Source organism: Minwuia sp. (genome assembly GCF_048007105.1).
Taxonomy (GTDB): Bacteria; Pseudomonadota; Alphaproteobacteria; order Minwuiales; family Minwuiaceae; genus Minwuia.
On record NZ_CP180352.1, the window covers coordinates 637,303 to 652,945 of the forward strand.

Here is a 15,643-nt window from a genome sequence, read left to right on the forward strand (position 1 = left end):
AGGACGGATGGTCTGACCGGATCCCCGAGTCTCGCTGACGCTCGATCGGGGATGACACCCTGAGTGGTCACCCCCGCTGGCGCGCAGCGACACGCGGGGGTCCGGGGGGTGCTGTTCCGCAAGGTGGTTGGCTTGCCGCGAACGCCGCGGCGGTTCAGCCCTCAGGTCCCCGGATCTGGCCCGGGGACGGCAGCGAAAACGGGCCAGGCGTCAGCCCAGGATCTTCGCCTTCAGGATCTCGTTGACGGCCTGGGGATTGGCCTTGCCACCGGAGGCCTTCATCACCTGGCCGGTGAACCAGCCGAGCAGCTTCTCCTTGCCGCCCTGGACCTGGGCCACCTTGTCCGGGTTCTCGGCGATCACCTGATCGACGACCGCCTCGATGGCGCCGGTATCGGTGACCTGTTTCAGGCCCTTCTCCTCGATGATGGCGTCCGGGTCCTGCCCGGTCTCGCACATGATCTCGAAGACCTCCTTGGCGATGCGGCCGGAGATGGTCTTGTCGGAGATGCGGTCGATCAGCTGACCCAGCTGCGCGGCCTTGATCGGGCTGTCCGTGATGTCATGGCCGGTCCTGTTGAGGAAGCCGAACAGGTCCGTCGTCACCCAGTTCGACGCCAGCTTTGCGTCACGGCCCTTCGCCACTGCCTCGTAATAGTCGGCCGACGGGCGCTCGGACGTCAGCGTCCGCGCGTCGTATTCCGACAGGCCGTACTCCGACATGAACCGCACCTTCTTGGCGTCCGGCAATTCTGGCAGGGCCGCGCGGACACGCTCCACCCACTCCGGATCCAGTTCCAGCGGCAGCAGGTCGGGATCCGGGAAGTAGCGGTAGTCATGCGCCTCTTCCTTGGACCGCATGGACCGGGTGACGCCCTTGTTCGGATCGAACAGGCGGGTTTCCTGATCGATCGAGCCGCCGTCTTCCAGAATGTCGATCTGGCGCCGCGCCTCGTATTCGATGGCCTGGCGGATGAAGCGCATGGAGTTCACGTTCTTGATCTCGCAGCGCGTGCCGTATCCGTCGCCCGGCTTGCGAACGGAGACGTTCACGTCGGCGCGCAGCGAGCCCTCGGCCATGACGCCGTCGCATGTGCCGAGATAGACCACGATCTGGCGAATCTTCTCGACATAGGCCGAGGCCTCTTCCGGCGAGCGCATGTCGGGATCGGAGACGATTTCCATCAGCGCGACGCCGGAGCGGTTCAGGTCGACATAGGACATGGACGGATGCTGGTCGTGCACCGACTTGCCGGCGTCCTGTTCCAGATGCAGCCGCTCGATGCCCACGTCCTTGGTCTCGCCGTCGCCGAGCTCGATGGTGATCTTGCCGCGGCCGACGACCGGCTGCTTGAACTGACTGATCTGATAGCCCTGCGGCAGGTCCGGGTAGAAATAGTTCTTCCGGTCGAACACCGAATGCAGGTTGATCTCGGCGTTCAGCCCCATGCCGGTCCTCACCGCCTGCTCGACGCAGTGGGCGTTGATGGTCGGCAGCATGCCCGGCAGGCCGGCATCGACGAAGCTGACCTGGCTGTTGGGCTCGGCGCCGAAGGCGGTCGGCGCGCCGGAGAACAGCTTGGCGTTCGAGGTCACCTGGGCGTGGATCTCCAGCCCGATGACGTATTCCCACTCGCCCGTGGCGCCCTGGATCGTGCTCATTTCACCCACCACTTCTTCGGCTTCGCGTCGAACCCGGCGGCGCTCTCCAGCACCCCGGCGACACGGAACAGCGTCGCCTCGTCGAAGGCCGGGCTGAGGATCTGCAGCCCCAGCGGCATGCCTTCCTTCGAGAGCCCCACCGGCACCGACGCGCCGGGCAGGCCGGCCATGGAAGCCGGCACCGTGAAGATGTCGTTCAGATACATCGCGATCGGATCGCCCGACTTCTCGCCCTGCGCGAAGGAGGCCGAGGGCGTGGTCGGCGTCAGGATGGCATCGACCTTCTCGAAGGCCTGCTCGAAGTCGCGCAGGATCAGCGTCCTGACCTTCTGCGCCTTCAGGTAATAGGCGTCGTAATAGCCCGCCGACAGCACGTAGGTGCCGATCAGGACGCGGCGCTGTACCTCGTCGCCGAAGCCCTCGGCGCGGGTCTTCTCGTAGGTGTCGGTCAGGTCGCTGCCGTCGATGCGCAGGCCGTAGCGCATGCCGTCATAGCGGGCCAGGTTCGACGAGGCCTCGGCCGGGGCGACGATGTAGTAGCAGGGCAGCGCGTATTTGGTGTGCGGCAGGCTGATCGGCACGATCTCCGCGCCGGCGTCCTTCAGCATCGCCTCGCCCTTGTGCCAGAGCGCCTCGATCTCCTCGGGCATGCCGTCCATGCGGTACTCGGCGGGAATACCGATCTTCAGGCCGCGGATGTCGCCGGTCAGCGCTGCCTCAAAATCCGGCACCGGCATGTCGACCGACGTCGAATCCTTCGCATCGAACCCGGCCATCGCGCCCAGCATGATGGCCGCGTCGCGCACGGTCCGCGTCATCGGCCCGGCCTGGTCCAGCGAGGAGGCGAAGGCGACGATGCCGAAGCGGGAGCAGCGGCCATAGGTCGGCTTCACGCCCACTATGCCGGTGAAGGCGGCGGGCTGGCGGATCGAGCCGCCGGTGTCGGTGCCGGTCGCCGCGATGGCGCAATGCGAGGACACGGACGCCGCCGAGCCGCCCGACGAGCCGCCGGGCACGTATTTGCGGTTGTCGCCGTCCGGCGCCCAGGGGTTCACGGCGGTGCCGTAGTAGCTGGTCTCGTTGGACGAGCCCATGGCGAACTCGTCGAGGTTCAGCTTGCCCAGCATGACCGCGCCGGCGTCCCAGAGGTTCTGGCTGACCGTGCTTTCATAGGGCGGGTGGAAGCCGTCCAGGATGTGGCTCGCGGCTGTGGTCAGGACGCCCTTCGTGCAGAACAGGTCCTTCATGCCGATCGGCAGGCCTTCCATCGCGCCGGCCTCGCCCTTCGCGCGCCGCGCGTCAGAGGCCTTCGCCATCTCGACGGCCATCTCCGGCGTCTCGGTGATGAAGGCGTTCAGCGGACGCGCCGCGGCGACGGCGGCGTTGTAGGCCTCGGTCAGCTCGACCGAGGTGAAGTCGCCCTTCGCCAGCCCGTCGCGGGCCTCGGCCAGCGTCAGTTCGGTCAGATCGCTCATTCCACCACCTTCGGCACGGCGAAGAAGTTCATGTCGGAGGCCGGGGCGTTGCCGGTCACTTCGGCGGCCCTGCCGCCATCGGTGATCTCGTCGGCGCGCCAGCGCAGCTTCTGCTTCGCGACCGAGGTCATGGGCTCGACGCCCTCGGTCTGTACCTCGTCCAGCTGCTCCACGAAGCCGATGATCTGGTTCAGCTCCGGAGCCAGTTCGTCGAGACGATGCTCGTCCACCCGGATCCGCGCGAGCTTGGCCACGCGCCTGACCGTTTCCCTGTCCAGTGACATGCCGTTTCCGCTGTTGGTCTGAGAAAGCCGCTACGTAGCAGCGGCCCGCGGGGGCGGCAAGGGGATCGGCGATCTCAGGCGACCGCCGCCTTCAACCGCGGGGCGACTTCGGTGGCGAAGCGTTCCAGGTGCGGGTTCATCTGGTCCGTGGTCATGCCCGGCGGCACGCCCCAGGTGACGATGTCGGTGATGCCGTGCTCGCGGACATAGGCGGCCAGTTCGGCGACACAGTGGTCGGCGTCGCCCACCACCCAGGTCTGGGGGATGCGTTCGTCGTCGCGCGTCGAAGACAGACCGTCGCCGGATTCGCGGTTGAAGCGGAGATAGACCTCCATCCGGTAGCGCTCGGCCTGTTTGATGGCGGGCCAGTCGCGGGCGGGATCGTCGGTCACCAGGCAGGAGCGGATGATGCCGACCCGCCGTTCGTCCGGGTTGCGCCCGGCGGCCTGCATGTCGGCGCGCCACGGGTCCAGCACCTGATCGCGCGGCCCCTGCGGCAGCAGGTTGGCGCCGAAGCGCGCCGCCCGGCGGGCGCCGGCTTCCGACATGGCGGCGATCCAGATCGGCGGGCCGCCCGGCTGCACATAGCCCGGCGTGATCTTCACGTCCTCGAAGGTGTAGCGCTTGCCGTGGAAGCTGAATGTCTCGCCGGTGAAGCAGCGCTGCAGCACCTCGATGCCTTCCTCGGTGCGCGAGAGCCGCTGTTTAAGCGGGATGCCGAAGCCGCGGAACTCGTGCGGCGCGTAGCCCATGCCGATGCCGATCTCCATGCGGCCGTTGGAGATGTTGTCGAGCACGGCGAGGTCCTCGGCCAGCCGGACCGGGTTCTGGAACGGCATCAGGCAGATGTCCGACGAGATGCGGATATGCTTCGTCCGCGCCGCCATCGCGCCGGCGACCGGAATCCAGGACGGCAGGTAGCCGTCTTCCAGAAAGTGATGCTCGGTGAACCAGACGAGATCGACGCCCAGCCCGTCCAGCCAGGCGACCTGCTCCATCACGGCGGCATAGAGATCGGTGTTGGCGATGCCCGAATCCGGCGGATTGCGGAAATCGTAAGCGACGCCCACACGCAGCGGCGGTCTGGCCATCATGGTCCTCCCCTTGTATCCCCGGAGCAAGGATAGGGAGGATCAAGGTCCTGCACCACCGTGACCGAGTCCCGGGATCAAGTCCCGGGACGGGTCGGTGTTTCTCGGGGCCCTCTCACGCGCAGCGGGATACCGGATCGGGGTCCGGCACAGGCCCGATCCCGCTGCCCAGAGCGGCGTTGCCTATTTCAGCTGCTGCAGCAGCCCGGCGACCTGGCGGCTGCCCTTCGAGCGGTCGGCGAGGGCCTTGCGCCCGCCGGCGGCGAAGACGGCGACGGCGCGGAGGAGTTCCTTCAGCGCTTCGGCGCTGGCGGCGTTGAAGGGGCAGTAGGCGCCGCCGGAGAGCTTGGCCATCTGGCGGAAGGTGCCCGCGGCCAGCGGTTCGCCGCCTTCGTGGAACATGAACAGCGGCGTCTTCAGCAGGCCAAGCTGTCCGGCCTTGTCGCAGAGCAGATCCGCCTCTTCCTCCATGCAGTCGCCGACGAAGACGACCGCCTGCACGGGCTTGTCCTTCGTTTCCTTCATCGCGCGGGAGAGGACCTTGCCGATCTGGGTGCCGGCCGCCCAGGCACTGCACGGTCAGCATGGCGCGGCGCAGTTCGGCCGGGTCCGCGTACCATTTGCTGGCCCGGCATTCGCCGAAGCCGCGATAGTAGATCAGCTGGATATCGAGCCCGCCGAGTTCCTCCGCCGCCTGGAACATCTCGGCCTGGATATGCAGCGCCCGGTCCCACTGCGCCTGACGGCTGGCGGTGGCGTCCATGGCGAAGATCAGCCGCCCGCGCACGCCCGAGCCGCGCTTCGGCGCCGCCTCGACCTTCTTCAGGAAGGCGTCGATCTCGGATCGACCGGAGGATTTGTCCAGATCACGTGCCATCGCACTAGTCTTCCTCGCCCACGGACATGGCGAGGGTGCGGCTGATATGGGCCATCGTCCGGCCGCTCTCGGCCTGCCAGGTGTTGAAGGCGGCCTGCACGGCGGCGAGGTCGCGCTTCGAGGTCGGGTTCTTCTCCACCGCACCCCACTTGATCAGCGCCTTCACCACGTCGCCGCCGAGCACGAAGCTGTCCTTGCGGGCGAAGCGCAGGAAATACTGCCCGGTGTTGCCGCCCAGGCGGCTGCCGCGCTTCTTCAGCACCTCCATCAGCCCGACCTGATCGGTTGCCGGCCAGTTGGCGAAGAAGGCGCCGGCGGAGCCGTGCTCGCGGATCAGGCCGGTGACGAAGACGGCGTTCTCCCGCGTCGCCGTGATCTTGCCCGCATGGCGGACGATGTCGGGGTTCTTCGTCAGCGCATCGATCCGGTCGTCGTCCATGAAGGCGACGCGCCCGGGATCGAAGCCGTGAAAGGCGGCCTCGAAGCCGTCCCACTTGGCCTCGATCACCTTCCAGTTGAAACCGGAATTGAAGACCGCCCGGGTCATCCCGGCCAGCCAGCGGTCGTCGGGGATGCCGGCCAGCTCCGCATCGGGAAGCGTGTCCGGCATCAGCCCTTCGATGACGTCCTCGCCGCCCTTGCGTTCGGCGGCGCGGGCGCGGATGGTGGCGAAGCTCTCCATGCGCCAAATGTGGCGCGGCGGCGGCTCAGCCGCAACAGGCGCCGGCGCTCTGCGTCTCCTTGCCGGCGACCTCGTCCAGCGGCTGGTGGTCGGAGCCGAAGATCGGGATGTCCTTCAGCGTGTGGAAGATCTCCCACGGCACCCCGGCCGGATCCTGCGACCACGACTTGTTGCCATAGGCGTAGCAGCAGTTGGCGTCCCGCTGCGGGGCGACGACCTGCTCGGCCTCGTGCAGCCGGGCCTCGATCTCCTCGACTTCGGCATCGGTATCGACCTGGAAGCCGAGATGGTCGATGCCGACCTTGCCCGAGCGGTTGGAGATGGCGAAGTTCACCGACGGATCGTCGAGCATCCACTTGGCGTAATCGTCCTTCAGGACGGTCGGCTGCTGCGCGAACAGGGTGGAGTAGAAGGCAACGTTCTTCGACAGGTCGTCGACGGAAACATGGACGTGAAGGCGGCGGCTCATGCGGCGGACTCCCGGGTTTGCCTGATGCAGCAGTTCTGCAGCAGGAAGGTGGAAAGCGATTTCACGGATTCGAAGCTGGCCGTGTGGACCACCCGGCGGCCCTGCTTCTCGGCGTTCACCAGGCCGGACCGTTTCAGGTGGTCCAGATGATGGCTGAGCGTGGTCCAGGGAATGCCGAGTTCCGCCGACAGGGTGGAAGCGTCCGCGCCTTCCGTGCCGCATTCCACGAGGAAGCGGAGGATGGCGAGGCGGCTTTCATGCCCCAGCGCGGCGAAGGCGTCCGATGCGGTCAGATTATCCATATCGCTAGATATATAGATACGACGGCCGGCGTCAAGACGGATTTCGTCTGAACAGCCGTCACTGGTTTGCAAAGGAGACGGCTGCCGGCATCCATGTCCCATGCGCGGGAGAAAGCCACCCGCTGCGGGCCATCGAATGAAACCTGTCCTCAATCCCGCGGCAACTGGTGCTTCAGGATCTTGCCGGTGGCGTTGTGGGGGAGTTCGTCGAGGAAGCGGACGGACTTCGGCACCTTGAAGCCCGCGAGGTTCTGCCGGCAGTGGCCGACGATGGCCTCCTCGGTCAGGTTTGAGCCGTCCTTCGTCACCACGAAGGCGCGCCCGACCTCGCCCCAGCGGTCGTCGCCGACGCCGATGACCGCGGTCTCGGCGATCCCGTCGAGCTGATAGATCACGTTCTCGACCTCGACCGGATAGACGTTCTCGCCGCCTGAGATGAACATGTCCTTGTAGCGGTCGACGATGGTGACGAAGCCTTCCTCGTCCATGCGCGCCGCGTCGCCGGTGTGGAACCAGCCGTCGGTGAAGGAGCTTTCATTGGCGTCGGGCCGGTTCCAGTAACCCGGCGTAATGGTCGGCCCCTTGATCCACAGTTCGCCGGTCTCGTCGGTGCCGACATCCCTGCCCTCCGGGTCGACGATGCGGAGCGAGGTGTGCATCACCGCCTGGCCCGACGAGCCGATCTTCTCCAGCGCCCGGTCCTTCGAGATGATCGTGCCGAGCGTGCAGGTCTCGGTCATGCCCCAGCCGTTCTGAACGATCACGCCGCGCTCGGCATAGGTCTCCAGCAGGGTCAATGGCGGCGACGCGCCACCGACGCCGACGCAGACCAGGCGGCTGAGATCGGTCTTCGCGAAGTCCTCGTGCTGGCTGGCGAAGAGGAAATTCGTGGGCACGCCGAAGGCGTGGGTGATGCCGAGATCCTCGTCGGCGAGATAGCCCAGGAAGTCGCCGGGATCGAAGGTGCGCATGACCAGAACCGCGCCGCCGAAATGGAAGACGCAGCAGCTGAACAGATGCAGCCCGCCGACATGGAACAGCGGCAGGACGGCAAGGTTCACCGTGTTGCGGGTGATCTCGACCGCCATGGACGAGTTCACGGCATGATAGACGGCCTGGCCATGGGTCAGCCGCGCGCCCTTGGGCCGGCCCGTGGTGCCCGAGGTGTAGACCAGCGCCCAGGTGTCGTCATGGGTCTGCGGCTCCACCGCCGCGCGGCCGACCGACTTCGCCAGTCCGCGCTCATAGCGGCTGTCCGCGCCGTCGCAACAGTCGAGCAGATGCGGCGTGCCGACGGACTTCTGGATGGCGCGCGCCACCTCCATGAAGCCGTCACCCGCAATCAGCACGCGCGGCTCGGCATCCCCGGCGATGAACTCCAGCTCCGGCAGGGCCAGCCGCCAGTTCAACGGCAGGAAGATCGCACCGATGCGGCGGCAGGCGAATTTCAGCTCGAAGTGGTCGGAGGAATTGTGGGCGAGGATGGCGACGCGGTCGCCGACACCGACGCCCAGCCCCTCGCGCAGGAAGTTCGCGCAGGCGTCCACCCGCCGGTCGAAGGCGCGGTAGTCCATGCGGCGGCCCGAGTGCAGATCGACCACGGCCAGCGCATCCGGCGTGTACGCCGCATGATGGCGGATCCAGTCATAGGCGGGCGCGACGGTCATGCCGGCGGTGCGGCGCCCAGCATGCTGAGGGCGAGCTGGACCATGTAGTCGCAGAGCTGCTCGTCGCTCAGACGGCCGCCGCTGCGGTACCAGGTGAACATCCATGAGACCATGCCGCCGATAGCCAGCGTGGCGATGTTGATGTCGGGCACCTTGAAGTCCCCGGCCTCCACGCCCTCCCGCACCAGCGCCGCCATCTTCCGGTCGATCTCGGCCCGCCAGGCGTTGATGCGCGCGGCGGAAGCCTCCGGCACATACTGTTCCTCGCGGAAATAGGTCGCGATGTTGGCCTGATGATCGATGACCACCTGGCAGAATTCGCGGATGCCCTGCGCCAGACGCTGGGCCGGATCGCCATCCGCCTCATGGGCGTGGGTGATCGCCTCCAGCGACTTCAGCGTGCCGCGCTCGGAAATCTCGCCGAGCAGCGCGGCCTTGTTGTCGAAATGCGAATAGATGAAGGGCTTGGTGACCTCCAGCTGCCGCGCGACAGCGTCCAGCGTGGTGCCCTGGTAGCCCTTCTCGAAAAAGAGTTGCCGTGCCTCTTCCAGAATCCGCTCGCGCTTGAGTTGCGCGATTTCTTCCCGCATCGCGGATCGCATCTTGTTCTCCCCTACTCAGACGGCCTCCTCCCGCCGTCCCCCTGCACCGCCGGGTCTGCTGCCCGTTAACAGCGCAAGGTAGAGGATCATACTAGCAGGTACGGCCCGAATACGAAGCGTAATGATCAATCCGCGTCATACAGGCCCTTCTCCCGCATGGCGCGGTAGACCGTGACCGTGGCGTCGGCCAGCCGCGCGACATCCGCGTCGGACGTGGAGGTCGAGAGACAACCGAGACCGTAGGTGGAGGTGAAGACGCCCTCGCCGATCAGGCCATGGGCCAGCGCATGGGTGCGTTCGGCTTCGGCCGCCGTCGGATAGGTATCCCGGTATGTCGTCATCTGCCGGCCATGCACGTGAATGCGGAACAGCGAGCCCGAACCGGTGACCTGACCGGGGACGTTGGCGATGCGGATCGCCTCGCGCAACGCCTCGCGGCACTGCTCCCCTTTCGCGTTCAGGTTGTCGACTGCCTCCGGCGTCCAGTCGGTCATGGCCGCCCGGCCCGCGACGATGGTCAGCGGGTTGGCGTTGAAGGTGCCGCCATGTGGCAGCCGGGCCTTGGCGCCGCTCACCTCGAAGACGCTCATCACCTCCCGCGAACCGGCCACCGCGCCGACCGGAAGGCCCCCGCCGATGATCTTGCCCAGCGCGGTCAGGTCCGGCGTCACGCCGAGCAGGGTCTGCGACCCGCCATGGCCCTGCCGGAAGGCGATGACCTCGTCGAAGATCAGCAGCGCGCCGCTCCGCTCCCGGAACCGCACCAGCATGTCCAGGAACTCCGGCGACGGCGGCAGCAGCCCGATCTGGGTCGAGACCGGATCGAACACCACGCCGGCGAGTTCGTCGGCATGGGCGTCCAGGATGGCTTCGGCCCGGGCGACGTCGTTGAACGGGATGACGATCACGTCCGACAGCACGCCGCCGGGCGTGCCGTGGCTGTAGGGCACGCTTTCGGGCCGGGTCTCGTCGCCCCAGTGATCCGGTCCACTGCCCAGGCTGACCTCGGCGAAATCGTAGGAGCCGTGATAGGCGCCCTCGCACTTGGCGATGCGCGGCCGACCGGTGAAGGCGCGGGCCGCCTTGATCGCGTTCATCACCGCTTCGGAGCCGGAATTGCAGAAGCGGATCATGTCGAAGCCCTCGACCCGCGCCGTCAGCATCTCGGCCAGTTCGATCTCGGCCTCGGTCGCGAAGGAGAAGGCTGTTCCCAGCGGCGCCTGCTTCTGGATCGCCTCGACGACGCGGGGATGGGCGTGGCCGTGGATCAGCGACGTGAAGTTGTTGTTGAAGTCCAGCAGCGTGTTGCCGTCGACGTCGGTCACCCGCCCGCCATGGCCTTCCTTCACGTAGATCGCATGCGGGGTCATGCGGATGGTCGAACGGCTGCCACCATCGGGCAGCACCTGCATGGCGCGCTGAGTCAGCTTGGCCGACCGCGATTTAGGATCCGGAAACATGACGATGGCTCTCCCCGTTGTGGCGACGGCAAGTCTGGCAGCAATACGGGCGTGAGCCAATCCGGGCGCTCTGCACTGCTGCGCCGCCGGCCGGGGATGACAACGCCCGACGGCTTGCGCAAGACTGCGCGCCGGGGAGAACGACACACATGACCAGACCTGAACCGCCCTGGCGCATCGGCGTCGATGTCGGCGGCACCTTCACCGACATGGCGCTCGCTGACGCGGCCGGCGCGCTGAGCGTGTTCAAGACGCCGTCGGTTCCCTCGGACCCCAGCGAGGGCGTGCTGAACGTGCTCCGCCTGGCGGCCGGCGAACTGGGCATGACGCCGGGCGATCTGCTGCGCCAGTGCCGGCTGTTCGTGCACGGCTCCACCATCGCCACCAACACCATTCTGGAGCGCAAGGGCGCCGTGACCGGGATGATCGTCACCGACGGCTTCCGCGATTCGCTGGAAATCCGCCGCGGTTTCCGCGCCGACCAGTGGGATCACCGTGCGCCGAATCCGCCGGTGCTCGCACCGCGCTACCTGCGCCTGCCCGTGAAGGGACGGCTGGACAAGGACGGGAACGAGATCGAGCCGCTGGATGTGGACGGCGTCCGCCGCGCCGCGGCGGTGTTCGACAGGGAAGGCGTCGAGTCGGTCGCGATCTGCCTGCACAACGCCTATGCCGGCCCGGCGCAGGAGGAACAGGCCGCCGCTGTTCTGAAAGAAGCCTGGGGCGGCAGCTGGATCTCGCAGTCGTCGGAGGTGAACCCTGTCGTCGGCGAATACGAGCGCGGCTCGACCACGGTGATGAACGCCTATGTCGCGCCGAAGGTGGTCGGCTACCTGACCCGTCTCGACGAGGCCCTGCGCGCCGAAGGCCTGCCGGGCTCGATCCTGCTGGTGCAGTCGAACGGCGGCGCGGTCTCGGTGGCCGAGGCTGCAGCACGTCCGGTGAATCTGACGCTGTCCGGCCCCGCCGCGGGCGTCGGCGCGCTGAAACTCTACCGCGAACTGACGGGGCTCGACGATCTGGTCGCCATGGAGATCGGCGGCACCAGCTGCGACGTGACCCTGATGGCGGACGGCGAGACACCGGTCTCGGACGCGCTGGAGATCGACGGCTATCACCTCGCGACCCCGGCAATCGATATCCACACCGTTGGCGCGGGCGGCGGCACGCTGGCCGGCGTCGATGGCGGCGGCATGCTGCGCGTCGGCCCCGAAGGTGCGGGCGCCGATCCCGGCCCCGCCGCCTATGGCCGGGGCAACGACCGCCCCACCGCCACGGACGCGCATCTGGTTCTGGGCAGGCTCCGGCCCGGCCCGATGGCCGGCGGGGCGGTATCGCTGGATGCGGACAAGGCACGGGCAGCGATCGAGACCCATGTGGCGAAGCCGCTCGGCATTTCCGTCGAGGACGCGGCGGCCGGCATACTCCGGCTGCTGGAGCAGAACCTGCTGCATGCCGTCGAGCGGCTGTCGGTCGAGCGCGGCTACGACCCCAAACGCTTAACCCTGGTCGCCGCCGGCGGCGCGGGGCCGATGCACGGCGCTGCGGTGGCGCGCGCGCTGGGCTGCGCGCGGGTCTTCGCGCCGGTCGAGGCCGGCGCCTTCTGCGCCCTGGGTATGCTCTGGTCGGACGTACGGCTGGATCTGCTGAAGGTCCTGGACGGCGATCTGGACGCGATTGCCGATGCGGAGCTGGAGGCCGGCTTCGCACCGCTGCTCACCGAGGGCCGCCGCGCCCTGGAAGCCGAGGGCTTCGCATCGGAGAAGCAGCATCTGCAGCGGGTTCTGGACCTGCGCTACAAGGGCCAGCAATGGTCGCTCCGGACGGATGTCTCGGGGCTTGACCGTGCCGCCATCCGCGCCGCCTTCGAGGCCGATCACCAGCGCCGCTTCGGCCACATCCAGCCCGGCGGCACCATCCTGATCACCGCGGTCCGCGTCGTGGCGACCGGCCTGATCGACCGCGATCCGCCAGCGGCGCCGGACGCCCGTGCAACCGGCACACCTGCGCCCGTCGGGCATCGCCGCTGCTTCATCGATGCCACGTCCGGCTGGGCGGAGACCCCGGTCTACCGCTCGGCCGATCTGAGCCCCGGCATGACGCTGGGCGGCCCGCTGATCGTCGAGGCGCCGACCACCACCGTGCTGGCCGGCGCGGGCGACCGGCTGACCGTCGACCGGCACGGCCACTACATGATCGAGATCGGAGGTGCGGCATGAGCGTGAACGCGCCCCGGCCCCCGAGCCGGGCCCCATTCCTGAGCGATCATGGCCCCGCCGCTCTTCCCGAAACCGCTCCGGAATGGGTCCCGGGTCAAGCCCGGGACACGGCAGAGGAGGTGGAACGATGAACATCGACCCCGTGACCCTGGCGCTGGTGCAGAACCGGCTGGACCACATCTCGCGGCAGATGGGGTTCGTGATGACCCGGACCGCGCGCAGCCCGATCTTCAACCAGAGCCACGACTTCTCCTGCTTCATCGCCGAGGCGGGCGGCACGCTGATCAGCCAGGCGGACGGAATCCCGATCCACACCGGCGGCGGCGGTTTCACTGTGCGGGCCGTGCTGAAGGCCTTCAAGGGCCGGATAGAGCCGGGCGACATCTTCATTTCCAACGACCCCTACGCGGCGGGCGGCAACCACCTGCCCGACTGGGTGATCTCAAGGCCCGTGTTCGTCGAGGGAGAGCTGGCCGGCTGGACCTGCAACCGCGCCCACCAGTCCGACATCGGCGGCGGCGCGGCGGGCACCTACAACCCCGAAGCCACCGAGATCTTCCACGAGGGGATCCGCCTGCCGGTTCTGAAGCTGTTCGAGAAGGGCGAGGTCCGCGACGATCTCTGGCAACTGCTGCTGCTCAACAGCCGTACGCCGGAACTGCTGGACGGCGATCTTCGCGCGATGATCGGCTCGACGAATATCGGCGCCGAGCGTCTGGAAGAGCTGCTGCTCGACCTGGGACGGGAGGCTGGCGCGGGCTATTTCGACGCCTTGCTGGCCTATGCCGACGGCCGCTTCCGGGAAGCCTGCCGGGAGATCCCGGACGGCCGCTACGAGGCGGTCGAGATCACCGACAATGACTGCTTCGAGAAGCGCGACATCCATATCCGCGTCGCCATCGAGAAGTCGGCCGACGGCCTGACCGTCGATTTCACCGGCTCCGACCCGCAGATGCGGGGCTTCAAGAACTCGTCCATCGCCAACACCCACTCCGCGGTCTACATGGCGCTGGCGAGCTTCTTCGACCCGGACATGCCACGCAACGAGGGCGCCTTCCGCTCCGTCGCGATCGTCGCGCCCGAGGGCACGGTGGTGAACCCGCGCCCGCCCGCGCCGATGACCATGTGCACCGTCTTCATCGCCCACGAGATCGTCCACGCCATCTGGCGCGCGCTGGGCGAGGCGGTGCCGGGCCGGGCCTGCGCCGGCTGGGGCAAGACCATCCACAACATCACCTCCGGCCGTTCGGCCGGGGCCAGCGAGCCCTTCGTCATGTACAACTGGGCCGCCAATGCCGGCGGCGGCGCTGTGCAGGGCCGGGACGGGCTGAACCAGATCGGGCTGCTGATCAGCCTGGGTGGGCTGCACCTGCCCAATGCCGAGGGCTATGAGCGCATCTATCCCGCCCGCATCCTGCGCCAGGAATTCCGCACCGACGGCGGCGGCGCCGGCGAGTTCCGGGGCGGCACCGGCATCGACTACGAGGTTGAGACGCTGGTGCCCGCCACCTACTCCTTCCGCGGCGAGGGCATCGGCCCGCCGTCCGGATTCGGGATCTCGGGCGGCGGCGCCGGTGAGGCCGGAGCCATGGAGCTCTACCCTGAAGGCGGCGGCACTTTCGACGCACCGCAATACGGTGTCCGCGACCTGCCGCCGGCGCGGCTGGAAGCGCATTCGCCGGGTGGCGGCGGCATTGGCGATCCGGCCCGGCGCGATCCTGCCGCAGTGCTGCGTGACGTCCGCGACGGCGTGGTCAGCGCCGAGGCCGCCCGCGACGTCTACCGTGTCGCCATCGCCGCGGACGGCCGGTCCGTGGATGCCGCGGCGACGGCGGCGCTGCGCGCCTAGCGCCGTCCCGCCGCTGCCGACAATCTGAGAATCAGGTGGCGGCAGACGAGATCGGCGATCTGGTAGTGCTGGCCGCGCATGTCGATCTGCGCCTCGACGGTGAGCCGCCGGGCGGCCGAGAGCCGCGCCGCGGGCCAGCGGCCCATCTGTGCCCGGAAGGCGGCCTGCATCTTCTTCTGCCTTAGGCCGGTGGCGGCGAAATTCTCCTCGGCCACGTCGAAGCGGTCGAGGTGGCGCAGAAGCGAGGCGACGATGGCGTTGGGGTCGGTGTTTTCGGCCACGCTCTTGTCGTAAAGCGCCAGCGCATCGGATGTGTTGCCGTCGAAGGCCGCGAAGGCGATCGCGTCGTAGCCGACCGCCGACTGATCGCCCAGAACGGACTCGACATCGTCGGCCGTCACCTGGCCGTCTGTGCCCAGCTTGTAGGTGACCAGGGTCTCCAGCATGCGCCGGTTGGCCTGCCGGTCCGGACCCATGCGCTCGACGATCATGGAACGCGCGTCGCGGTCGGCCTGCAGCCCGGCCTCGCGCAGGGCATCGCCCGCCAGCCGGTCGAGGTCCTGCTCATTGTCGGCGAAGCAGGCCAGCACCGCCGCCCGGTCCGATTTCGCCGCCCATTTGCGGATCGGGTTCGCCGGTTTCATGTCGGCGGCTTCGAAGATGACCACAGCGGCCGGTTCGGCGTCGTCCAGCAGCGCTGCCGCGGCACGGCCGACCGCGGCATGCCCGGCATCGGTCACGCGGATCACGCGCTCGCCGCCGAACATGCCGATCTGGGTGGTCTCGTCCATCAGCCGCGCGGGATCCTCGGCCAGCATCTCCGGCGTCAGCCGCACCAGCTGGAAGGGATCGAAATCCCTGCCCAGATGATGCGCGGCCAGACGGTCGGCGCGTTCCTTCACCAGCCCGGTATCGGGTCCGTGGATGACGAAGACGCGGTGTCCGGGATCAGGTTTTCTCAGATAGGCGTCGACTTCCCAGGGTTTCGGTTCCATCGCGCCGGA

15 protein-coding genes are annotated in these 15,643 nt (G+C 67.9%); 3 read left to right on the forward strand and 12 right to left on the reverse strand.

Going from position 1 to position 15,643, the window contains the following annotated elements:
* Nucleotides 1-210 precede the first annotated feature (210 nt).
* The 5 genes from gatB to ACMVY4_RS03020 form a co-directional block, all read right to left on the reverse strand.
* Nucleotides 211-1,662, reverse strand: coding sequence for an Asp-tRNA(Asn)/Glu-tRNA(Gln) amidotransferase subunit GatB (gatB, locus tag ACMVY4_RS03000; protein ID WP_416898714.1), 1,452 nt, complete (start codon nt 1,660-1,662; stop codon nt 211-213).
* A complete protein-coding gene (gene gatA, locus ACMVY4_RS03005; protein ID WP_416898715.1) occupies nt 1,659-3,137 on the reverse strand; it encodes an Asp-tRNA(Asn)/Glu-tRNA(Gln) amidotransferase subunit GatA in 1,479 nt (492 codons plus the stop codon). The genes gatB and gatA overlap by 4 nt, the downstream gene beginning before the upstream one ends.
* Complete coding sequence (gene gatC / locus ACMVY4_RS03010; RefSeq protein ID WP_416898716.1) at nt 3,134-3,421, reverse strand: Asp-tRNA(Asn)/Glu-tRNA(Gln) amidotransferase subunit GatC; 288 nt, start codon at nt 3,419-3,421, stop codon at nt 3,134-3,136. The genes gatA and gatC overlap by 4 nt, the downstream gene beginning before the upstream one ends.
* A 74-nt stretch (nt 3,422-3,495) precedes the next feature.
* The gene (locus ACMVY4_RS03015; RefSeq protein ID WP_416898717.1) at nt 3,496-4,512 is read right to left on the reverse strand and encodes an LLM class flavin-dependent oxidoreductase; all 1,017 of its coding nucleotides are present in this window, start codon (nt 4,510-4,512) and stop codon (nt 3,496-3,498) included.
* Nucleotides 4,513-4,695: 183 nt separating this feature from the next.
* A complete protein-coding gene (locus ACMVY4_RS03020) occupies nt 4,696-5,037 on the reverse strand; it encodes a hypothetical protein (RefSeq protein WP_416898718.1) in 342 nt (113 codons plus the stop codon).
* Nucleotides 5,038-5,053: 16 nt separating this feature from the next.
* On the opposite strand from ACMVY4_RS03020, the gene ACMVY4_RS03025 reads away from it, so the two are divergent.
* The gene (locus ACMVY4_RS03025; RefSeq protein WP_416898719.1) at nt 5,054-5,434 is read left to right on the forward strand and encodes a hypothetical protein; all 381 of its coding nucleotides are present in this window, start codon (nt 5,054-5,056) and stop codon (nt 5,432-5,434) included.
* Here ACMVY4_RS03025 and ACMVY4_RS03030 read toward each other — a convergent pair.
* From ACMVY4_RS03030 to ACMVY4_RS03055, 6 genes are all read right to left on the reverse strand, one after another.
* Nucleotides 5,394-6,071 carry a DNA-3-methyladenine glycosylase I gene (locus ACMVY4_RS03030; RefSeq protein ID WP_416898720.1) on the reverse strand — a complete coding sequence of 226 codons (678 nt, stop codon included), beginning with the start codon at nt 6,069-6,071 and terminating at the stop codon, nt 5,394-5,396. The genes ACMVY4_RS03025 and ACMVY4_RS03030 overlap by 41 nt on opposite strands.
* Before the next feature lie 25 nt (nt 6,072-6,096).
* Nucleotides 6,097-6,540 (reverse strand): ArsI/CadI family heavy metal resistance metalloenzyme, encoded by a 444-nt coding sequence (locus ACMVY4_RS03035; protein WP_416898721.1) that lies wholly within the window; start codon nt 6,538-6,540, stop codon nt 6,097-6,099.
* A complete protein-coding gene (locus ACMVY4_RS03040) occupies nt 6,537-6,842 on the reverse strand; it encodes an ArsR/SmtB family transcription factor (RefSeq protein ID WP_416898722.1) in 306 nt (101 codons plus the stop codon). The genes ACMVY4_RS03035 and ACMVY4_RS03040 overlap by 4 nt, the downstream gene beginning before the upstream one ends.
* A 149-nt stretch (nt 6,843-6,991) precedes the next feature.
* Nucleotides 6,992-8,509: an acyl-CoA synthetase gene (locus tag ACMVY4_RS03045; RefSeq protein WP_416898723.1), complete on the reverse strand. Its 1,518-nt coding sequence runs from the start codon at nt 8,507-8,509 to the stop codon at nt 6,992-6,994.
* A complete protein-coding gene (locus ACMVY4_RS03050) occupies nt 8,506-9,111 on the reverse strand; it encodes a TetR/AcrR family transcriptional regulator (protein ID WP_416898724.1) in 606 nt (201 codons plus the stop codon). Before ACMVY4_RS03050 ends, ACMVY4_RS03045 begins: the two co-directional genes overlap by 4 nt.
* Nucleotides 9,112-9,236: 125 nt before the next feature.
* Nucleotides 9,237-10,571, reverse strand: coding sequence for an aspartate aminotransferase family protein (locus tag ACMVY4_RS03055; RefSeq protein WP_416898725.1), 1,335 nt, complete (start codon nt 10,569-10,571; stop codon nt 9,237-9,239).
* A gap of 149 nt (nt 10,572-10,720) precedes the next feature.
* Here ACMVY4_RS03055 and ACMVY4_RS03060 point away from each other — a divergent pair, with 149 nt between their 5' ends.
* Nucleotides 10,721-12,790 (forward strand): hydantoinase/oxoprolinase family protein, encoded by a 2,070-nt coding sequence (locus ACMVY4_RS03060; protein WP_416898726.1) that lies wholly within the window; start codon nt 10,721-10,723, stop codon nt 12,788-12,790.
* Nucleotides 12,791-12,917: 127 nt separating this feature from the next.
* The gene (locus tag ACMVY4_RS03065; protein WP_416898727.1) at nt 12,918-14,639 is read left to right on the forward strand and encodes a hydantoinase B/oxoprolinase family protein; all 1,722 of its coding nucleotides are present in this window, start codon (nt 12,918-12,920) and stop codon (nt 14,637-14,639) included.
* On the opposite strand, the gene holA is transcribed toward ACMVY4_RS03065, so the two are convergent.
* Complete coding sequence (holA, locus tag ACMVY4_RS03070; protein WP_416898728.1) at nt 14,636-15,634, reverse strand: DNA polymerase III subunit delta; 999 nt, start codon at nt 15,632-15,634, stop codon at nt 14,636-14,638. The genes ACMVY4_RS03065 and holA overlap by 4 nt on opposite strands.
* Nucleotides 15,635-15,643 lie beyond the last annotated feature (9 nt).